General features: G+C 40.1%; 16 protein-coding genes, 15 tRNA genes and 1 rRNA gene. All 32 read right to left on the bottom strand.

Going from position 1 to position 20,233, the window contains the following annotated elements; genetic code table 11:
• Positions 1–39: 39 nt before the first annotated feature.
• Positions 40–426: a hypothetical protein gene (locus tag BJR36_RS17200; RefSeq protein WP_091236611.1), complete on the bottom strand. Its 387-nt coding sequence runs from the start codon at positions 424–426 to the stop codon at positions 40–42.
• An 86-nt stretch (positions 427–512) separates the two neighbouring features.
• Positions 513–1,454, bottom strand: coding sequence for a transketolase family protein (locus tag BJR36_RS17195; protein WP_091236608.1), 942 nt, complete (start codon positions 1,452–1,454; stop codon positions 513–515).
• Positions 1,439–2,278 (bottom strand): transketolase, encoded by an 840-nt coding sequence (locus tag BJR36_RS17190; RefSeq protein WP_091236606.1) that lies wholly within the window; start codon positions 2,276–2,278, stop codon positions 1,439–1,441. Before BJR36_RS17190 ends, BJR36_RS17195 begins: the two co-directional genes overlap by 16 nt.
• A 107-nt stretch (positions 2,279–2,385) precedes the next feature.
• The gene (locus BJR36_RS17185; protein WP_091236604.1) at positions 2,386–3,441 is read right to left on the bottom strand and encodes a sugar ABC transporter substrate-binding protein; all 1,056 of its coding nucleotides are present in this window, start codon (positions 3,439–3,441) and stop codon (positions 2,386–2,388) included.
• A 20-nt stretch (positions 3,442–3,461) separates the two neighbouring features.
• Positions 3,462–4,433 carry an ABC transporter permease gene (locus BJR36_RS17180; RefSeq protein ID WP_091236600.1) on the bottom strand — a complete coding sequence of 324 codons (972 nt, stop codon included), beginning with the start codon at positions 4,431–4,433 and terminating at the stop codon, positions 3,462–3,464.
• Positions 4,434–4,469: 36 nt separating this feature from the next.
• Positions 4,470–5,960: a sugar ABC transporter ATP-binding protein gene (locus BJR36_RS17175; RefSeq protein WP_091236597.1), complete on the bottom strand. Its 1,491-nt coding sequence runs from the start codon at positions 5,958–5,960 to the stop codon at positions 4,470–4,472.
• 39 nt (positions 5,961–5,999) lie between these two features.
• Positions 6,000–7,031: an NAD(P)-dependent alcohol dehydrogenase gene (locus tag BJR36_RS17170; RefSeq protein WP_091236595.1), complete on the bottom strand. Its 1,032-nt coding sequence runs from the start codon at positions 7,029–7,031 to the stop codon at positions 6,000–6,002.
• Between the two features lie 192 nt (positions 7,032–7,223).
• A complete protein-coding gene (locus BJR36_RS17165; protein WP_091236592.1) occupies positions 7,224–8,345 on the bottom strand; it encodes an ROK family protein in 1,122 nt (373 codons plus the stop codon).
• A gap of 109 nt (positions 8,346–8,454) precedes the next feature.
• Entirely contained in the window at positions 8,455–10,131 is a 1,677-nt protein-coding gene (locus BJR36_RS17160; protein WP_091236590.1) for a ribulokinase, read from the bottom strand.
• A 322-nt stretch (positions 10,132–10,453) separates the two neighbouring features.
• Positions 10,454–10,533: transfer RNA gene (locus BJR36_RS17155), tRNA-Leu, on the bottom strand.
• A gap of 43 nt (positions 10,534–10,576) precedes the next feature.
• A tRNA-Lys gene (locus tag BJR36_RS17150) sits at positions 10,577–10,649 on the bottom strand.
• A gap of 63 nt (positions 10,650–10,712) precedes the next feature.
• Positions 10,713–10,784 (bottom strand) — tRNA-Gln (locus BJR36_RS17145).
• A 23-nt stretch (positions 10,785–10,807) separates the two neighbouring features.
• Positions 10,808–10,881, bottom strand: a tRNA-His gene (locus BJR36_RS17140).
• 35 nt (positions 10,882–10,916) lie between these two features.
• Positions 10,917–10,990: transfer RNA gene (locus BJR36_RS17135), tRNA-Arg, on the bottom strand.
• 77 nt (positions 10,991–11,067) lie between these two features.
• Positions 11,068–11,138 (bottom strand) — tRNA-Gly (locus BJR36_RS17130).
• A 75-nt stretch (positions 11,139–11,213) separates the two neighbouring features.
• Positions 11,214–11,288 (bottom strand) — tRNA-Pro (locus BJR36_RS17125).
• A gap of 152 nt (positions 11,289–11,440) precedes the next feature.
• Positions 11,441–11,923 (bottom strand): metallophosphoesterase family protein, encoded by a 483-nt coding sequence (locus BJR36_RS17120; protein WP_091236588.1) that lies wholly within the window; start codon positions 11,921–11,923, stop codon positions 11,441–11,443.
• A gap of 91 nt (positions 11,924–12,014) precedes the next feature.
• Entirely contained in the window at positions 12,015–12,611 is a 597-nt protein-coding gene (locus BJR36_RS17115; RefSeq protein ID WP_091236587.1) for an XTP/dITP diphosphatase, read from the bottom strand.
• A 170-nt stretch (positions 12,612–12,781) separates the two neighbouring features.
• Entirely contained in the window at positions 12,782–14,443 is a 1,662-nt protein-coding gene (locus tag BJR36_RS17110; protein WP_091236627.1) for a lectin like domain-containing protein, read from the bottom strand.
• A gap of 188 nt (positions 14,444–14,631) precedes the next feature.
• Entirely contained in the window at positions 14,632–15,780 is a 1,149-nt protein-coding gene (locus BJR36_RS17105) for a THUMP domain-containing class I SAM-dependent RNA methyltransferase (protein ID WP_091236585.1), read from the bottom strand.
• Between the two features lie 402 nt (positions 15,781–16,182).
• Positions 16,183–16,752 carry a phosphodiesterase gene (gene yfcE / locus BJR36_RS17100; protein WP_091236582.1) on the bottom strand — a complete coding sequence of 190 codons (570 nt, stop codon included), beginning with the start codon at positions 16,750–16,752 and terminating at the stop codon, positions 16,183–16,185.
• Between the two features lie 703 nt (positions 16,753–17,455).
• On the bottom strand, positions 17,456–18,112 hold the full coding sequence (locus BJR36_RS17095) for an HAD family hydrolase (RefSeq protein WP_091236580.1): 657 nt from the start codon (positions 18,110–18,112) through the stop codon (positions 17,456–17,458).
• A gap of 154 nt (positions 18,113–18,266) precedes the next feature.
• Complete coding sequence (locus BJR36_RS17090; RefSeq protein WP_091236578.1) at positions 18,267–18,767, bottom strand: DUF1700 domain-containing protein; 501 nt, start codon at positions 18,765–18,767, stop codon at positions 18,267–18,269.
• Between the two features lie 178 nt (positions 18,768–18,945).
• Positions 18,946–19,019, bottom strand: a tRNA-Arg gene (locus BJR36_RS17085).
• A gap of 79 nt (positions 19,020–19,098) precedes the next feature.
• Positions 19,099–19,184: transfer RNA gene (locus tag BJR36_RS17080), tRNA-Leu, on the bottom strand.
• Positions 19,185–19,190: 6 nt separating this feature from the next.
• Positions 19,191–19,263: transfer RNA gene (locus tag BJR36_RS17075), tRNA-Val, on the bottom strand.
• Between the two features lie 79 nt (positions 19,264–19,342).
• A tRNA-Asp gene (locus BJR36_RS17070) sits at positions 19,343–19,416 on the bottom strand.
• Between the two features lie 24 nt (positions 19,417–19,440).
• Positions 19,441–19,514, bottom strand: a tRNA-Ile gene (locus BJR36_RS17065).
• A 4-nt stretch (positions 19,515–19,518) separates the two neighbouring features.
• Positions 19,519–19,591 (bottom strand) — tRNA-Thr (locus BJR36_RS17060).
• 30 nt (positions 19,592–19,621) lie between these two features.
• Positions 19,622–19,693: transfer RNA gene (locus BJR36_RS17055), tRNA-Glu, on the bottom strand.
• A 62-nt stretch (positions 19,694–19,755) separates the two neighbouring features.
• Positions 19,756–19,828, bottom strand: a tRNA-Asn gene (locus tag BJR36_RS17050).
• 206 nt (positions 19,829–20,034) lie between these two features.
• Positions 20,035–20,233: ribosomal RNA gene (locus BJR36_RS17045) — 23S ribosomal RNA — on the bottom strand; the annotation flags it as partial.

The raw sequence follows: 20,233 nt of genomic DNA, 5'->3' as shown, positions 1-20,233 counted from the left end.
TTAGCAAACCGTATCCTTTTATGAGGAAAATGTGGTGAATTATGTTTGTTGATTCATCCCTTTACATTCTTCAATCAACATATTCATCTCATACATATTCCCTAATACATTCCCACATTTTGGAAGTTCATGAATTTCAAGAAATTTCGATTGTTCAAGAACATCTATCAAAACATAATTGTTACGTTCTATGCTCCATTTAACAACAAACAACTTTTTATCCAATTTCAACAAATCCCCAGAATAAATAGGTCTTTTACAATCATCTAAAAACTCAGTTTGCTTCATCAACTCACATTCATTTATATTCCACCAGAAATCATCCTTCTCGTCCAAATATACTCTGCCTGTCTCAATACTTATTCCAAAAACATCCTTTATTTGTTTGTATTTCAAATTATATATTCTAAGACCTTCCCATTTCATTTTTCAGCCATCCTTATAAATCTAACACTGATTATTACAGTGAAATCAGCTGGATTCAACCACCATTTGTCAAATAAGGACTTCTTCTATTTATAAAATTCCTTTACTTTTTTATAAATACTTTCTGAGTCCAACCCATACTTTTTCACCAATTCCAATGCTGGTCCTGATTCTCCATATGTGTCATTAATTCCGATTTTCAACACCTTCGTCGGAAATTTTTCTGCCAGAACATCACACACAGCACTTCCTAAGCCACCAATAATCGAATGTTCTTCTATTGTTACTACTTTACCGGTTTCCTTAGCAGCACTAATAATAAGTTCATTATCCAAAGGTTTAATCGTATGTATATTGATAACTTTTGCATTAATCCCATCTATTTCCAGTATCCTGGCGGCTTCTAATGTTTCTGGGACTGTAAGTCCGGTAGCAATAAGAGTAATATCTTTTCCTTCTTGAAGAACTACTCCTTTTCCCAGCTCAAATTTATAAGTGCTTTCATCATTAATAACAGGAACCGGAAGTCTTCCAAATCGCAAATAAACCGGTCCTTCATATTCATATGCCGCAACAACAGCTGCTCTCGCTTCCACATCATCTGCCGGATTAATGACTACCATTCCAGGAATAGTTCTCATTAATGCGATATCCTCGTTACATTGATGTGTGGCTCCATCTTCTCCAACAGAAATTCCTGCGTGGGTAGCACCAATCTTCACATTTAAATGTGGGTATCCAATAGAATTACGCACCTGCTCAAAAGCTCTTCCTGCTGCAAACATTGCAAACGAACTGGCAAATGGTATTTTACCAGTGGCTGCCAGGCCAGCCGCCACTCCCATCATATTGCATTCTGCAATACCGCAGTCTATATGTCTATCTGGATGCGCCGCTTTAAACATTGCTGTCTTTGTTGCTGCAGCCAAATCTGCATCTAAAACCACAATGTTTTCGAATTTATTTCCTAATTCAACCAGCATCTTTCCATAACTATCTCTAGTTGCAATCTTTATAACTTCTGGCATAACGCTTCACCTGCCCTTTCCAATTCCTCCATAGCCAGCTTATATTGCTCATCATTTGGTGCTGTGCCATGCCAGCCCGCCTTATTTTCCATAAAGGAAACTCCTTTTCCTTTTATGGTTTTTGCAATAATAACCGTGGGCTTTCCTTTTGTTTTTCTTGCTTCCAAGAATGCCGATTCTATCTCAGTGAAGTTATGTCCGTCAATAGTAATTACATGAAAATTAAAAGCCTCAAATTTTTTATCGATTGGATATGGAGAGCATACTTCCTCAATAGTCCCATCTATCTGAAGATTGTTGTTATCCACAATCACTACCAGATTATCGAGTTTTCTATGAGCAGCAAGCATTGCAGCTTCCCATACCTGGCCTTCTTGAAGTTCTCCATCTCCTACTAATGTATACACCCTATAATCTTCTCTTGAAAGTTTTGCTGATAAGGCCATTCCTGTAGCAACTGAAATCCCTTGACCTAAAGATCCGCTAGACATATCCACCCCTGGTGTATTTTTTTTATCTGGATGACCTTGTAAATATGACCCAACCTTACGAAATGTCTTTAAATCTTCCACTGGAAAAAATCCACGATTTGCTAGTGTCGCATAATATGCAGGTGTTGTATGTCCTTTTGATAATACAAATCTGTCTCTGTCCGGTTTATCCGGATTCTCTGGATCTATATTCATTTCCTCAAAAAACAAATATGTATCTATCTCCGCTGCTGAAAGTGAACCGCCCGGATGACCTGATTTCGCACTATATACAGCTGTAAGAGCACCTTTTCGTACCTCATTAGCCATTCGCATTAACTGCACTGTTTCCATTGATGTTCCTCCTCATATACTTTCTTAAAACAAACAGGGCATAGCTGCCGGCTTAGCCGGCAGCTATGCCCCTTATGCATTAATAAAAAGTGATTACAATTTTAAATTTACTTTGCTCCTATTTCTGCCAAAACCTCATCGTATTCTTTCTGAGTGAGAGCGCCCTGTTCAATGTAGTATTCAATATATTTATCAACATTATCAGCAGTAATTAAAATGGTTTCAATAGTATCCTCAACGGTATCTTCTTCACCGCTAAGTAATTTCCACGCACCATCAAGATTCTTCTGTGCCAATTCAGCAGTATCCTGCATAACTGTTGCAGTCTGATTACCTAATTTAATTCTAAGAAGTGCATCCGGATTAGCATCAACTGCATAGTACTGTGTCTCAGCATAAGTAGCATCATTTTTCACAACCTCGTAGCAGGCTTTTGCTAAATCATCACCAATAGTTAAGCAAACATCAATTTTTCCGTATGCCTGTACCCAGTCTTCCATTGTCTGCATAAATGTTGCAGAATCACTCTGTGTACAAATCTTTTCTGCTAAAATGTCAACATCTGTTCTTTCTTTCACAAAAATATCATGAAAGGCAGACAAACGGCTCTCTGTATGTAAATTTCCCGGATTACAAGACATTATTACAACTCTTGCATTCTGTGGAGCATCTTTAACTGCCAGTTCTGCAATGACTTTTCCCTGTTCATATGGATCTGCATCAACCCATGAAGCACCCTCAATATCACGAATACCCGCATTTGTAGTAATCACTTTCACTCCAGCTTCTACTGCCGCTTTTACAGAAGGTGTCTGAGATTCGCTATCATTCGGCTGAACAATGATACAATCATATCCGGCAACTACAGCCTGATCAATAATCTGATTTTCTTTATCATTATCTGCCTGCGCATCCTGAATATCGAATGTAAATTTATCAGAATAATTTCCCTCATAATAATCCTGGAATGAGTTTGCTAAACGCGCTGCAAACACATCGGCTCGATTACGACATACAAACAACACCTTGTATTTTTCATTATCTCCCGCTGTTTCAGATGATGCATCCGAAGATTTATCAGATGACGAACCACAAGCTGCAAGCGAGAAAGTCATCGCCAATACTAAACCAACTGCAAGAACTTTTTTCATAATTTTTTTCATAATAATTTCCCTTCCCTTTCCTATTTCCCTTTTTTATATGTTTTTTTATTTTTAAAATAAATATCCCAAATCACAGCGCCACCGATGATAACACCTCTAGCTACCTGCTGCAGGTATGAATCGATTCCTACAAGATTCATGATATTATTTAAAAACCCAACTATAAACGCACCAATCAAGGTACCTGATGCCGAACCAACACCTCCCGAAAAACTAGTACCGCCAACTATTGTCGCAATCATAGCATCAAACTCATAGCTTTGTGCACCATTAGGCATACCACCATTAACACGGGAAAGATAAATCGTCGCTGCAACTCCAGTAAGTAAACCATTAATAACATAAGTCTTTATTTTAACTGCCTTTACATTAATACCAGAACCATTTGCCGCCTCTTCATTTCCTCCTACGGCATAAATAGAGCGCCCCATAATGGTATATTTTGTCAGGTATACAACAGCGAGGAATAGTATCAGCATAATGTAAATACTATTTGGTACTCCAAGAGTACTTTCTTGACCTACTGCCGCCAAATCTTTTCCTACTCCTGAGAGATTCTGCCCTCCGGTTATGTATAATGCAAGACCACGTGCAATCAACTGCATTGCTAACGTTGCTATAAAAGGGGGAGTATTGAACACTGTTACCATAAGCGCACTAACAAGATTGCATGCAATCGCTACTAAAATTGCCACGATGAATGCCACAAAAACATTCGGAAATATTTGGTACGCATATAATGAAACCACACCGGATAATGCAACAATAGAACCTGCTGCCAAATCAAGGCACCCAGCTGAAATAAGCAACATCGCTCCTAAAGCCAATAGAATAAACACTGATTGCTGCTTCACTACATTTAACAGATTCGGTGCGCTCAGGAAGTTACTATTTGCTATGCTGCACACAACCATCATTACAATTAAAATTATTACCAGACTGTATTTCGAAATCAGTTTGGAAAGGTCTAAAGATTTTTTCTTTTCTTCCATTATAAATCTCCTTGTATTTATTTCAACGCTTCATGCTTATGATACAGCATAGTTCATGATCTGCTCCTGAGAAAAGATTTCCCTATTTTCCAGACAACCTGTTATTTTACCTTCTTTCATGACATATATTCTGTCACACATACCCATCAGTTCTGGAAGTTCCGAAGAAATCATTATAATTCCCTTGCCATTTTTTGCAAAATCTCCAATCAGTTCATAGATCTCTTTCTTTGCTCCTACATCAATACCACGAGTAGGTTCATCCATAATCATGACTTCACTGTTACAAAGCAACCACTTTGCCAGAATTACTTTCTGCTGATTACCGCCACTAAGGCTTTTTATTGGCGTTTCTAAAGAAGGCGTTTTCACTCGGACTTTTTCGAAAACCTCTGATATATCTTTTATCTCTTCATGTTTATGCCTGCGTCCACCGGCAAAATATTTTTTTAATGTTGCAAGAGAAGCATTTTCCATTACACTTCGCACCGGAATGATACCATACCTTCGTCGGTCTTCCGTGACCATCGCAATCCCATTGGCAATAGCTTCTCGTACATTCCTAACCTGAATTGGCTTTCTATTCAGATAAACATCACCAGAGTCATAAGTATCTAAACCGAATAATGTATTCATAGTTTCTGTTCTTCCGGCACCAACAAGTCCTGCAAATCCAACAATTTCTCCACGCTTTACATTGAAGTTAATATCCTCGAATACGCCTTGCTTCGTCAAATGTTCTACTTTGAAAATTTCTTCACCAATTTCCATAATTTCTTTCGGATATTGATTTTCCAATTTACGGCCAACCATCAATTCAATAACCTGATCGATATTGGTTTCATCCTTTTGAAGTGTGGTAATCGTTTTCCCATCTCTAAGAATTGTAATTTCATCTGCAATTCGGAATATTTCATCCATCTTATGTGAAATGTAGATAATGCTCATGCCACGCGAACGAAGTTCCTCGATTTTGCTGATTAAAGATTCCACATCCTTGTTAGAAATAGAAGAAGTTGGCTCATCCATAATTAAAATTTCAGCATTGAAGGACACTGCTTTCAAAATTTCAATCATTTGAATATTGGAAACACTCATAGATCTAAGTGGTGTATCCGGTTTATATGGCAAGCCCTCCTTCTCTAATAATTTTTTGGTCTCATCACGTATCTTCTCCCAGTCAATAAGGCAAGCATTTTTTTTAATCCAACGGCCCAAAAACAGATTTTCTTCTAATGTCATATCTGATACGAAAGATAATTCCTGGAAAATCATGGAGATTCCTTGATTTCTTGCATCAATAGGATTTGCTATTTTCACTACTTTCCCGTCAACAATTATCTCTCCTTCGTCCTGATGGTAAATCCCATATAAAATCTTCATCAATGTTGATTTTCCGGCTCCGTTTTCACCGCAAAGCACATGAACCGTACCTTTTTTTAGTTTAAAATTAACATCGTCTAATGCCTTAACACCTGGAAACGATTTCGAGATATGTCGCACCTCCATTTTGATGTTATCTGCCATAATCTTCTCCTTTCAAAACATTTTGTTGATTCCAAATATTTAAAATTTGATAACAGCCTTTACAACATTTTCTGCATCTTCAATAACCGTATCAAATCCCATTTTAGAATCTTCAAAAGAAAACTCATGTGTTACAATCTGCTTTACATCAATAGCACCACTGCTTATAGCCGCGATTGCTACTGGATATGAATTACGATAACGGAAAATAGACTTAATTGTCAATTCCTTTACTATCACTTCAGAGAAGTTATAAGAAACTTCACTTTGAGCAGATTGTCCTACTATGACAATGGTTCCACCTGCCTTTGTAAGGAATGGTGTTTGAGCAATCGTGATAACCGAACCCGCTGTTTCAAGAACCACATCTGCTCCCTCGCCGTTAAAAATTTCATCTACTCTTTTTTTAACATCTTCCTTTTTTGCGTTGATTACGTGTGTCGCTCCCAGTTTTTTAGCAAATTCAAGACGTTTATCATATAAATCAACTACTACAATTTTAGCAGCCCCCCTTGCCTTACATGCCAATAATGTAACAAGTCCGATGCATCCAGTTCCTAAAATCAACACGTTTTGTCCAAGTTTTACATCGCCCGTTCCTGCAGCATGAAGACCAACTGACAACGGTTCAACCAGTGCGCCCTCCATAGAAGAAACATTCTCTGGCAATTTAAAGCACAAATCAGCCGGATGAACCACATATTCCTGCAGTGCCCCAGGTGTAGGTGGATCCGCAAAAAACTTCATTTCTCGGCATAAATTGTAATGCCCAGATTTACAAAAAATACATTTTCCACAAGCAATGCCAGGTTCCAAAGCTACACGATCACCAACCTTTAAATCTGTAACTCCTTCTCCAACTTCTGATACCATTCCCGCCACCTCATGACCAAGAACAATATCGTGATCTAAAACATGATCTCCAACTTTACCATCTTTATAGTAATGTACATCTGATCCGCAAATACCACAGTATTCTAATTTTACCTGCACCTGACCTGAAGCTGGCCTTGGACATTCCACTTCACGCACTACCATTTGCCTTGCTCCCGTTGTTACCATTGCCTTCATTTTGTATCTCCCTTCTTGTTATACCACTTTTTAAAATCGTTTTTAAATGTAATTTCATTATAATCACATTGCGTAAATAAGTCAACAAAAAATGAAGCTTATTATTGTTTTTGTACATCAGCAACAAAAATACCCCTTACAATTTAGTTAAAACGCCAAATTGTAAGGAGTATCTTTTACTTTTCAAATTTATTATACTTGCTCTTTAAATTGTTCGATAAAAACAGATGCAGCCCCTATCGCTGGAGCCTCATATTTCAAAGCAGATGCTTGTAAAAATGATGCATCTTCAATATAGGTATCTATCTTTTGTACTCGTCTTCTTAAATCATGAATATAATGATTTATATACTGTCCGACATACCCCCCTATAACAATATAGCAATCAAAAACTATATGTAAATTGTGCACTTCAAGAGCTAAATAGTCTAAATATTCATTCCATACTTGCTTACAGTGCTCATCTCCCTGTTCTAACTGCTTAAAGAAATCTTCAATACTACCATTCACCGCATCCGACAGCACCTTAGATGCACAGTATGCATCCGCACAGCCTTTGCGTCCACAATAGCATTGCCGTCCACCAGGAATTAACGTCATGTGTCCTATTTCTCCGCCTCGCTGATCATTTCCTCCAAACAACTGTCCATTAATAAAAATTGCCCCTCCCATAGTATGACTGAGAGAAAAATAAACACTATTTTCGTAATCACCGCGCAATCCCAGTTCAGCTTTTCCACTACTGTTTGCATCATTCGTTAATATAATCGGAAACTCAAAATACTGTGTCATGATATGATAAAACTCTTTTGAAATGCTCATTTTCTCATACAATGCATATATCTTTTGTCCTGTTTCATCAACAATGGCAGGCAGCGAAATGCCCATGCCAAGAATTCTATCCCGATTTATTCCACTATTTTCGATCAGCTCTTCCACCTCATTTTTCAAGGCAAGATAAAACTTCTCGTCATCATGCACCTCTATTCGTTTACGTTTAGACAGTATAATCTGTCCTGCCAAGTCAAGCATGACCAGGCTGATATGATTCTCTGTAATATCCATTCCTATTGCGACTTTGGCATCTCGGATACACATATATCCTTTTGCCTTACGGCCACCGGTGGAATTCAACATCCCCTCTTCCGTTACCAGACTCAGTTCTTGCAAATCTTGTAAACCTTGCGCTACCGTAGGAATACTCAGTTGCAAAGACTGCGCGATCTCATGTTTCGAAACCACTGAGCCTTTTAAGATATAAGTATAAATACTATTTCGATTCATTTTCTTAACTTCAATATTATTTCTTCCCATAAAATAATCCTTATCCTATACTAATAGATTTTCTAACTTCATAATAACATTATAGATTCTTTGACACTTATTTGTCAATTTTTTAAAAAGTAATTTAATAAGTATCTTTTTAATATCGTGTTTGTTCTACTTTTATTTCATATAGACGCTTCAAAACTCCATTTTCCTTTGGTCCAAAATAATCACTTAGAGTTTTGTATTCTTCGTAAAGTCTTTCATAGACAATTTTGTTTTCATCAATCGGATGGTAAATCAAATCCTTCACCCCGCTCATAGCCATTACTGCTTCTCCAAGTGAAGCATATCCGCCTTTTTCTTTTCCAGCTGCTACCGCTGCATATATAGCCGATCCCAAAGCGGCTGTTTGATTGCTGGCAGCAAGTTTAATGGCTTTTCCAGTTACATCTGCATATATCTGCATAAATAGCGGGTTCTTCTCCGCAATACCACCGCTTGCAATAATTTCAGCGATTTCAATTCCAGCTTCTTCAAATGTCTCAATGATCATACGGGTTCCATAAGCTGTAGATTCAATAAGTGCACGATAAATCTCTTCCGGTTTCGTTCGAAGTGTCATACCTAAAATAACTCCTGACAAATCTCCATCCACATGAGGCGTTTTATTTCCGTTCCACCAATCTAAAGCCAGCAGTCCACTTGAGCCTGCATTACACCTGAGTCCTAATTTAGTCAAAAGTTCGTGAACACTGACATTCTCTTCTTTGGCTAAATTTGCATAGGATTCCGGTACACACCGTTCAACAAACCAGCCTAACATATCTCCAACAGCAGCCAAACCCGATTCCAATGCATAATACCCAGGTATAATGCCACCCTTAAGTGCCCCACAAACACCTTTTTTAGCATAGGGTTTATCACTTAATGCTACCATAACACTGGATGTACCTACAACTAACATCATTTGTCCCTTTTGTCTAATTCCGCTTCCTGGAGCACCTGCATGAGAGTCAATAATGCTTGCACCTACTGCCATCCCCTGCATTAATCCAAGTCGATTTCCCCATTCTTCTGAAAGTACTCCGATTTTCCCTCCTACCGGGCAAATATCACCTGAAAGTTTATCTTCAACAATATTCTCCATACGAGTATCCAGTGCAGCATAAAAATCGGTTTTGGGATATCCTTCTTCTGGGAGCCACCATGCTTTATATCCAGCCATAGATCCACTTCGTTTTTGTGAACCAGTAAGCAAACGGGTTAACCAATCCCCTGCCTCTAAAATCTCATCTGCTGCTTCATAAACCTCGTAATCATTACGAATTATCTCCAACACTTTAGGTATCAAAAGTTCTGACGAAATACGTCCTCCAAACCGAGGACTTGTAATTTCATTTCTAGATTCTAATAAGGCATTAATTTGATCCGCTTCCTGCTGAGCTCCATGATGTTTCCATAATTTCACATATGCATTGGGCCTGTGTATGAATTCAGGATGCATACACAGCGGAACGCCATTTTTATCTATAGGTAAAACTGTACATGATGTAAAGTCTATGGAAATTCCAATTATATCCTCTTTTGCTATACCACTGTCATGCAACAATTTCGGTATTGTTATATCCAGCACATCCAGATAATCCTGTGGATGTTCTAGTGCCCAATTTACCGGTAATTTTGTATAGCCATCTGGTAAATACTGATCCATAACCCCATGAGAATAAGCTTTAACCGCAGTTGCTACAATTTCACCATTATTGCATCGTGCCAAAACAGCACGCCCTGATAGCGTTCCATAATCTAAACCTATTACATATTTTTGATTCATGATATTCTCCTTATTTTTAAATCTGTTTTTATAAGTGTATTCATATTAAGAAGTTTATATCAATTTTCCTTTTTAGTCAAGAAGAAGTATTCTTCTATATACATTAATAATTTTTTCAAAAATATATATTCGCTTTTATCAATGTTTGGTTTTCACCTGTACCGCACCAGTTAACATATCATCTGCTGTTTTCCACATACGTTACTCATAGATATAGCAATCATAAAATATTAACCAAAATCTAACTGTGGTCAAAATTGTGGTCAAAGCATAAAAAAAAGGCCTCAGCACCTTCCTACAAGGTGCCAAAACCGTTGAATAATGCGGATGACAGGAATCGAACCTGCACGGTCTCCCACTAGATCCTAAGTCTAGCGCGTCTGCCAGTTCCGCCACATCCGCATATAAAACATGAAACTTATAAAATTACTATTTATATAAGTAATGAGACATCCGGGGCTCGAACCCGGGACACCTAGATTAAAAGTCTAGTGCTCTACCAACTGAGCTAATATCCCATGTATGTTAACCTGCAAGCTGCCTTTTCAGTTAAGAACAACCATTTAAGATTTGTTCTTAAACTGGGCTAGCTGGATTCGAACCAGCGACTGCAGGAGTCAAAGTCCTGTGCCTTACCGCTTGGCGATAGCCCAATACAGACTTCAAACTGAAACAGGGTGGATAGAGGGATTCGAACCCTCGGCCTCCAGAGCCACAATCTGGCGCGCTAACCAACTGCGCTATACCCACCATAGACAAATCGCTAAGATAAACTTAGCGACTACTGTGCTTGTAGGGATTCGAACCCTAGACCCTCGGCTTAGAAGGCCGATGCTCTATCCAACTGAGCTACAAACACATATGCGTAATTTTTCAATTCGCTTTAGCAACATCTGCATGATATCCTTAATCTTACTTATATCAGTGCATAATGTAAGCGGGTGATGGGAATCGAACCCACGTATCTAGCTTGGAAGGCTAGTGTTCTACCATTGAACTACACCCGCAAATCAATATGGAAACAAATTTCAAATTAATCATATAATATCAATCATCTTCCAAAACCACTGTTCAAAAGATAATCGGGGTGACAGGATTCGAACCTGCGACCTCCTGGTCCCAAACCAGGCGCTCTAGCCAAGCTGAGCCACACCCCGTTGTTTCAACGTCTTCTTGTTTCCCTGACGCAAGATATATTATATAACAGCAATATCATAATGTCAACATTATTTTTGATCTTTTTTGTTACTACTCCCATTCCCCCTTCTAACCCCGTAGAAATGCGGGGTTTAGAAAAGTTCCTAAGGTCTCATTTCAGATAATTCAGTGTAAAATGTGCCTCTCCCTTGTTGTCTATCTCCATGATAATAAAGGTCGGTTTACGGCCTTCCTGGCGCGGATAGGATATGCTGCCCGGATTGATTGCAATGATGTCATCATCAATATCAATGAGCGGCTTATGGGTATGTCCGAACATCACGATATTCATATTCCTTGCCGAGGCCTCTCTTTTTATATTTTCCAAGCCCACTGAAACATAGTAATAATGTCCATGGGTAATCAGCGTCCTGTATTTTCCAAGCTTGAGCTCCTTCTCCCTTTCCAGGTTGGAAAAAAAATCATTGTTTCCCGAAACCATCTCGACAGGACAGTCTGCCATGGCGCGTATATAATCCTCGGATCCCTCCACATCTCCCAGATGTATGAGCATATCCAGTTTTCCCACCTTCTGAAGAACCTTAAGCAGATTCTCATCATGTTTATGGGTATCGCTTACAATCAAAATCTTCATGTTGTCACTCCTCCCCTTTTTGTTTACTCTGGATGTGCCTGCGATGCATTTCCAGCATCAAAAAGTTGTCAGCCCTTCCTCATTCGCTTGCTTATATCCTTTTCACCAGCTCTTTCTTTATCTCACGTAAAGCCTTCCCTCTGTGGCTTATTTCGTTTTTCTGTTCCATTGTAAGCTCAGCTGTCGTGCAGCCATAATCAGGCAAATAGAAGATCGGGTCATATCCGAATCCGTTGCTGCCTTTCTCTTCATATCCGATCATTCCTTCTATGGTTCCCCTGGCAGTTGCCACCTCTCCGTTGGGAAAAGCCGCCGCAATGGCGCATACGAACCTTGCAGTCCTTTTCTCGTCCGGAACGCCCTCAAGCCTGTCTATAATCATCTGGTTTTTGATGCTGTATGGGGTCATCTCCCCTGCATATCTTGCAGAGTATATGCCCGGTTCCTTATTCAAGTAATCCACTTCCAGGCCGGAATCGTCTGCAAGAACTATTTCTCCAGTCAGCTCCATTATTGTTTTTGCCTTAATGATCGCATTTTCCTCAAATGTGCATCCATCTTCTACGATGTCAACATCTATTCCCGCCTCTTTCATCGACAGGATTTCAAGCCCTGTATCTTCCAGGATTATACGTATTTCTCTCATCTTTCCTTCGTTGCCCGTTGCAAAAATCAGTTTTTTCTTCATTTACTGCCACCTGTCATTCTGTTTTTATTTTTCATTATAAGCGCGCCCATTTCCAGTGTAAATACCTTTTGTGTTTTTTCTTCTTACCTGAAAAAGAAAAAGTCCGGACCTTTCACCCGCCATTATGCGGTCATGAAACTTCCGGACTCCTGTCCTTTCAATTCGGGAACCTATCTGTTATCCGTATAGACTTTCAGGCAGAGGTTGCATTCCTGGTTCTCTTCTACGTCTTCCCATTTCGTGCCCCTGAGGCTGATATAGCCCTCTCCGTCGCTCAAATCCACTGTGGAGGTGGCTGCGTCCGCCTTATACTCAATTGCTATAGGATGGACCGAATTCGGGGTTGTTATATTGATTACGATTGCAAACTTTTTGCCGCTCTCAGTCTTTATTCCCTCGTCAAAATCGACCGTATAGAACCCTGCATTCTTAAAATATCCCGTTTTCAGCAGTATCCTGTCCTGCAGCGATTCTGTACCCTGAAATTCCGGAACCGCATAGATTTCATACTCCGTATCCTTACCTGTTGCGTAAAATCCGACCGCTTCAATGGTCTCATTGTTTTTTGCTTCATATACGTTTGCAAAATATGAGGATTCCTTGCCATATCCAAGCTGTCCTACCCATCCGCATAGATCAGACTGATACAAATTATCATAATTATCCGTATCTTCAACATCCGTATATACGACATTATGCATTCCTATGTTTGTATCATAATAGGAAACATAGAAAAATCCGTCATTTCCGAATTTTGAGCCCCAGCTGTTCTGGCAGATGAATGCACCGTCACCCTCAAGTTTTACATTGAATTTCTCCTTTGGATAGTTATCATCCCATCCGACAATAACAACGTCATGATTCGGTTTGTCTGTTCCAATAAAGCAGTAGGCGCTTTCTTTCCGGTTGTAATAGATCGACTGGCTGGCCGCGCTTGTCAGGGATGTATACAGAGACGACTGCACTCCGCCATACTGGAAGACTGCCAGCTTGATTTCTTCATAATCTTTGCCCTCTATTACCTGAATTTCCTGAACATGCTTAACGGCTTTGATGTCGTCGGGGGATTTACCATCTGCATAGGGGTCATCCTTCTCCAGTACCGGCCCCTGCCAGCTGGTCAGATAGGCCATAGCCATGGTATATTCTCCACCATCGTTCTGGCCTGCATGAAAGCTGTTCTGGATGGACATATGGTCTGGCGATAACACAAGGGATTCTTCAGGCGCTATGGATGACTCCAGGGCTGTCAGAGACGCAAATGCCCAGCACGTTCCAAGCTGTCCCTGGTTCTTTACCTTGGAGGTGATTTTGGCCTCTCTCAGGTCGTAGCTGTAAGGAAGAATCCTGTCGCTCTCCTCGTTCCCCATAACATTGACAGCGTTGCTGGCGATATCCCAGTTGAAATCATAGTTAAGCCCCTCCGCAACAGCCTCAACCGGAACGAATAGCTCTCCATTCTGAAAGGTCATCGGCGCCGACAGCTTGACTCTCGCTCCATTTATGTACATATAATCTGAACCCAGTTCAAACTCCAGCTTGTGGTCATTCTTTTCAATGACCAGCTTTGATTTGTCATAGATATTTGCCGCACACTGGAAATTTTCTTTGATATAGGAGGTCGGAATCATTACGCTCAGGCTTTCATCCATATAAAGCTGCTCTTCTTCGATTTCCACTTCCTTGGCGTCAACTGCGAAAGAAATGTCCTTCTCATTCACGGTTCTTGCAATGATTGAATTCCATATTTCCGGATTAAAAGCACCCTCCCTGCCTTTAACAACAGAATCCGTATTTCCGATGAAATTGAATCTGGCTATAATCAAAGCCATTACAACAATAAGTAAAAATAAATAATTTTGAGAACGTTTCACAATTTATCCCTCTCATTCTCTGCAAAAGTCCGTCCTCCCTGGAGCCGGACCTTTGCGTTAAAAAGCTTTATTCCCTACAAGCCCTCTCCCCTGGTTTCTTTATGCCTGGTCTTATAAGCACTGCAATCATCCGAACTTTCGGAAACCTATTTTTTCGGTCTTGGAGGCTTCGGTCCCAGGAACTGGTAGAAATAGGTTTTCAGCATGCCGTTATAAATCTTACGGTTCTTATCAGCCTTCCTGCCCATGTATTTTTCAACATCCTCATAACTTGTGATAATATATGCCGACCATGAATCCAGCCTTTTATAGGCTTCTCCAAGATCCCTGTACAGCGGCGGAAGATTCTCTTTCTCTTCAAGCCTTTCTCCATATGGGGGATTGGTAATAATAAAACCATATTTCTTTGGATGATTCAGTTCGCACACCGGACGCTGTTGGAAATGTATCAGATGATCAACACCTGCCTCCCTTGCATTCTCTCTGGCAGCCTTCACGATATCGCCGTCTATATCGAATGCCTGGATATCTACCTCGACAGTATCATCCATCATGTCATTTGCCTCATCCACTGCATCATACCATGCCTTCTTATCAATAAGATTAGTCCAGTTTTCAGCAGTAAACGAACGGTTCATTCCTGGTGCGATCTTTGCAGCTATCATAGCCGCTTCGATTGCAAACGTACCGCTTCCGCAGAACGGATCCACCAGAATCCTGTCTTTATTCCATGGCGTCAGCATAATCAATGCCGCTGCAAGCGTTTCCGTAATCGGCGCCTTGCTTGCCAAAAGCCTGTAGCCTCTCCTGTGTAGGGAATCACCAGAAGTATCAAGACCAATCGTCACTTCGTCCTTCATCAGGAATACCCTGAGTGGATAGCTCGCACCATTTTCATCGAACCAGTCCATCTTGTACCTGGTTTTCAGCCTTTCAACCATAGCCTTCTTGATGATTGACTGAATGTCAGAAGGGCTGAAAAGCTTGCTCTTGACAGATGAAGCCTTTGTAACCCAGAACTTTCCATCTTTCGGAATATAATTTTCCCAGGGCAGTGCCTTCGTCTTCTCAAATAATTCATCGAAAGTAACCGCCTTGAAGCATGCTACCTTCAGCATAATCCTCTCTGCGGTACGCAGAAAGACATTTGCTCTTGCGATTGCCGCCATGTCTCCATAGAAGGTGACCCTTCCATCTTCAACACATGAAATCTCATATCCCAAATCCTGTATCTCTTTTTTTAAAACCGCTTCCAAGCCAAAATGACATGGTGCAATCAGTTCAATTCTTTCCATTATTCTCTCCATCTCCGGCACCCGTAATCATCTGGACACGCCGGCTTATACTATATTAACATTCAAAATTCGTAACCATTCAGGACTATGTCTTGCATTGTCACAATGATGCACACAAATTGCAGAACCAGCGATTTGATGCATACATAGTTCGGGTTTTATGTAAAATCAGCATAAAAGCACCTCAGTACAGTTGTTCTGAGCAGTGACCAAAATTCTTCAATCGTTTTCTCAATCATTTTTCCTGGATACTTACGCATATGCATTTAATTATATCACATTATGTTAACATAATACCATATAATTCAGAGATTGCCGTCATTTCTTTTCTGCTTCTTTTCTGCTGCTTTTCTCCTGCCTACTTCCTGCTTACTCTCTGCTTACTCTCTGCTTACTCTCTGCTTACTCTCCACTTACTTTCGTTTGTTTTCCAATTTCCACCTCTGCAATGATGCCCCCAGAAAAATCCCTGATGACAAAATTCTTTTCATCCATAATTGCATAACTCGGTACATTTCCCTCTTTTGGAAGCGAAATTGATCCCGGATTAAGCAGCATATAACCGTTCCTTTTTTCAGCTGTCAGAACGTGGGTATGCCCATGAAGAAGTATATCATTTTCTTTCAACGGCGGCAGGTTATCCTTATTGAAGATATGGCCATGTGTCGCGTAAACCGTATTCTTACCATTGACCACTATGCAATAATCTGCCATAATAGGAAATTCTAAAACCATCTGATCCACCTCGGCATCACAATTTCCCCTTACCGCAAGAATTTCCGTCTTCCATTCGTTAAGCATCTTAATAACTTCCTTCGGTTCATAATCCCTAGGCAGATCATTCCTCGGCCCGTGGTAGAGAAGATCACCCAGAAGAAGCAGCCGGTCTGCCCGTTCCTCTTTATAAGCCTCAATCATCTTTCTGCAGTAATATGCCGACCCATGTATATCTGATGCAACCATTATCTTCATAAATTGCCACCATCCTTTTCTTATGTTAGAACCGCAGATATTTCTGCGCATTTCTTAATTTCCCTCTCAGATACATACTAAATCGCATGCTAAAACCTGTCAACCTGTTAATATATTTAAAAAAATATATGCTTTTATGAAAAGGCATCCCGTTTCAATGGATTGTCTTTAATATAACGAATGTATATTTATATAGATAAAACATCCAATGTTCGTTTCATTTCATTTTTGTTCTTCCTGATTCCCTTGATTTTCGCGGCTTTTAAAAGAAATTTCTTTTATTTTTCTTCTATAGTGTCGTTTTGAAATCGATCATCATGCATATTTTCTCACATTTTTTGTTTATTTATGCGCTTTTCTGTCGCTCGTTTGCGCAAAACGGATGTTTTTTTGATGATAATAGTTTATTATTACTCATAACCCCAAAAATTATATATGAATTTATCTTGCATTCTATCAAAAAGTATATTATAATAAGCAAGTAAAAAAGTTTACCCTTCAAAAAATTTTTTTACATTTATAACCCCTTATTAATTATTTATACTCCCCTCATCGAAACAGCCGGTAGCTCCCCTACCGGCTGTTTCACTTTGTATTTTTAAGCCAACTCATCTGACTAATGAAAAACATTTCTTTTTTAACCCAAAACAAGAAAAACCCATCTCTGCAACTCAATATAGCAGAAGTGGGTTTTACCTATATTTTAATTATTAAGCAGCAACTTCTTCAGTTCATCTACACTTGAGACAACATAGTCCGCTCCGGCAGACTCTAATTCATTTTCTTCTGCGAATCCAAACTCTACTCCGACTGAATGTATACCACATGCTTTTGCACCTTCTATATCATACTTCCTGTCTCCAACCATGATTACTCTGGATCTTTCCTTGTCCGATATGGACAATCGCCTCAACGCCTCTTCGATGACATCTGCTTTTTCTGTTCGCATGCCGTCCAGTTCGCTTCCGGCAGCTACGTCAAAATATTTTTTTAAATCATATTTTTCCAGGATTTTGGACATAAATATTTCTGGTTTGGACGTTGCGACAGCAAGTATCATGCTGTTCTGCTTTAACTGACCGAGCAGATCGGAAATCCCCTGAAAAACTTCATTTTCGTATACACCAATCGTCCCAAATCTTTCTCTGTACCTTTTAACCGCTGTCCAGGCAGCTGCCTCATCAAAGCCATAATACTCCATAAAAGCTGTGTGAAGAGGCGGTCCGATAAACCTGGTCAGATTGTTCAGATCCGGCTCCTCAATTCCCATATAGCTTAAGGCATACTGGATACACTTCGTGATTCCTTCCTTCGGATTCGTAAGCGTTCCATCTAAATCAAATAATATGTAGTCATACATCTTTAATTCGCTCCATTTCTTTCTCTTTTCCTGAATTACAACGTTTCTGTTGCGGTTCTTTTTACCTGCTCCTGCTCATTTCCGATTTAAGCAATGGTGATACCTATTCAAAGCCTGTTGCAATAATCACAAGAAATGCCTCCATCGATATCATTTATTGATATCTCCCGCCACCTCTAAGCAATGTTAATATGAACATTACAAGAAATATAGGAAGTACTACCGGCAGCAAAAATGCCACCAGCTGTCCGACAACCACGATTACAACAGCAAAGATTAAAATCACCACAAGCAGAGAAATTATCCTTCCCAGTTTTGTATTGAGCTTCAATTTTCCAAATCTCAAATCCCAGCCATCATTCTTGTCATAATTGGCATTAAAGCCTTTGCTGGTTTTCGTGTTGTCCTCATCATCAGCCTCATAGAAGTAATTGTTGCCTGTGGTCGATCCAGATATTCCCCTTGTTTCAATAATTGTTTTTGCAATCAGCCTGGGGTCTCCCAGCATATACATAACTTCTGCCTCTGCTTTTCCCTTGCCGATTTCACCATCTATATAGCTAGCATAATAATTTATGTTATCGTTAACTTCACGTGCGCTAATTTCTCCTTGCAGACTTTCTCTTAATTGCTCTAAAAATTCTTTCTTTGTCATAAATCTCCTCCACGCAGCTCTCCCATCAATTTAATCGGTTCAAACCATCTGGCTGCTAATAATCATTCTAACATAAAGAGTCCTTCTAATTAATATTAGATCGATTAAAATTATATAAATACTTTATTAACACAAAAAAAGCCTTCATCTGCACTTGCTGCAAACAAAGACTCTTTAACGTGCGCTAGAGGATTCGAACCCCCGACCTTCTGGTCCGTAGCCAGACGCTCTATCCAGCTGAGCTAAGCACACTTATAAATAATTTTATTCCATTGCTTTACCCCTGTAAAGCACAATACAGAAAGCATCTCTACTTTCTATATAAAATAGATGCCGGCGACCGGAATCGAACCGGTACGGGAGATTAGTCCCGCAGGATTTTAAGTCCTGTGCGTCTGCCAGTTCCGCCACGCCGGCACTAAATGGGACCTACAGGGCTCGAACCTGTGACCCTCTGCTTGTAAGGCAGATGCTCTCCCAGCTGAGCTAAGATCCCATGGGATATTTATCAGTAGGTATATCTTTGAACTGCTACTAATAAACACTTTATTATTTTGAACACCTAAAATGTTCAGCGACCCGAAAGGGACTCGAACCCTCGACCTCCGCCGTGACAGGGCGGCGCTCTAACCAACTGAGCCATCGGGCCAAACTTATAATATAGTTAACAAAATGGACCTTCGGGGACTCGAACCCAGGACCGACCGGTTATGAGCCGGTTGCTCTAACCAACTGAGCTAAAGGTCCATAGAGCCGACGATCGGACTTGAACCGATAACCTGCTGATTACAAGTCAGCTGCTCTGCCAATTGAGCCACGTCGGCATAGACATTCAGTTGTTAGCTATATTAAAATGACTCCAAGGGGATTTGAACCCCTGTTACCGCCGTGAAAGGGCGGTGTCTTAACCGCTTGACCATGGAGCCTAACATAAGTGAATTTGCCTTATTTAATTACGGATATATATTTATCATAAAGATAAATATAACTCCCTGAGTAGGACTTGAACCTACGACACCGCGGTTAACAGCCGCGTGCTCTACCGACTGAGCTATCAAGGATTATCTCGAAGAATTGCTCTTCACGAAGGCTTATATACCTTCAAAACCACACATTCAAACTATTCAATCATCCATTTTTGTTCTATCCTATGAACCATTTACTTAACAATTATGCTGTTTAGGAAGTTCGATTTCACTTCGTTCAATCGAACGACCAACACACTAGACTCTGTCTGCGACTTCGTCTTGCCAATCGTCAAGTGTTTATGGTCAAGCCCTCGACCTATTAGTAACAGTCAGCTACACATGTTGCCATGCTTCCACCTCTGTCCTATCCACCTCGTCGTCTTCAAGGGGTCTTACTAGCTTTTGCTATGAGATATCTCATCTTGAGGGGGGCTTCACGCTTAGATGCCTTCAGCGTTTATCCCTGCCGAACTTGGCTACTCTGCCATGCCATTGGTA

It is taken from the genome of Anaerobium acetethylicum, from assembly GCF_900096945.1.
Taxonomy (GTDB): domain Bacteria; phylum Bacillota; class Clostridia; order Lachnospirales; family Lachnospiraceae; genus Anaerobium; species Anaerobium acetethylicum.
The sequence above is the reverse complement of the archived record's forward strand: the minus strand, read 5'-3'. Positions and strand labels throughout refer to the sequence as shown.

Excerpts from the sequence above, each read along its gene's own strand:
- BJR36_RS17090 (WP_091236578.1), bottom strand. The coding sequence starts at position 18,767 with ATGACAAAGAAAGAATTTTTAGAGCAATTAAGAGAAAGTCTGCAAGGA.
- BJR36_RS17170 (WP_091236595.1), bottom strand. The coding sequence starts at position 7,031 with ATGAAGGCAATGGTAACAACGGGAGCAAGGCAAATGGTAGTGCGTGAA.
- BJR36_RS17185 (WP_091236604.1), bottom strand. The coding sequence starts at position 3,441 with ATGAAAAAAATTATGAAAAAAGTTCTTGCAGTTGGTTTAGTATTGGCG.
- yfcE (WP_091236582.1), bottom strand. The coding sequence starts at position 16,752 with ATGAAGATAATGGTTGCATCAGATATACATGGGTCGGCATATTACTGC.
- BJR36_RS17120 (WP_091236588.1), bottom strand. The coding sequence starts at position 11,923 with ATGAAGATTTTGATTGTAAGCGATACCCATAAACATGATGAGAATCTG.
- BJR36_RS17160 (WP_091236590.1), bottom strand. The coding sequence starts at position 10,131 with ATGAATCAAAAATATGTAATAGGTTTAGATTATGGAACGCTATCAGGG.
- BJR36_RS17190 (WP_091236606.1), bottom strand. The coding sequence starts at position 2,278 with ATGGAAACAGTGCAGTTAATGCGAATGGCTAATGAGGTACGAAAAGGT.
- BJR36_RS17200 (WP_091236611.1), bottom strand. The coding sequence starts at position 426 with ATGAAATGGGAAGGTCTTAGAATATATAATTTGAAATACAAACAAATA.
- BJR36_RS17115 (WP_091236587.1), bottom strand. The coding sequence starts at position 12,611 with ATGAAGAAAAAACTGATTTTTGCAACGGGCAACGAAGGAAAGATGAGA.
- BJR36_RS17095 (WP_091236580.1), bottom strand. The coding sequence starts at position 18,112 with ATGTATGACTACATATTATTTGATTTAGATGGAACGCTTACGAATCCG.
- BJR36_RS17110 (WP_091236627.1), bottom strand. The coding sequence starts at position 14,443 with ATGGCTTTGATTATAGCCAGATTCAATTTCATCGGAAATACGGATTCT.
- BJR36_RS17165 (WP_091236592.1), bottom strand. The coding sequence starts at position 8,345 with ATGGGAAGAAATAATATTGAAGTTAAGAAAATGAATCGAAATAGTATT.
- BJR36_RS17175 (WP_091236597.1), bottom strand. The coding sequence starts at position 5,960 with ATGGCAGATAACATCAAAATGGAGGTGCGACATATCTCGAAATCGTTT.
- BJR36_RS17180 (WP_091236600.1), bottom strand. The coding sequence starts at position 4,433 with ATGGAAGAAAAGAAAAAATCTTTAGACCTTTCCAAACTGATTTCGAAA.
- BJR36_RS17105 (WP_091236585.1), bottom strand. The coding sequence starts at position 15,780 with ATGGAAAGAATTGAACTGATTGCACCATGTCATTTTGGCTTGGAAGCG.
- BJR36_RS17195 (WP_091236608.1), bottom strand. The coding sequence starts at position 1,454 with ATGCCAGAAGTTATAAAGATTGCAACTAGAGATAGTTATGGAAAGATG.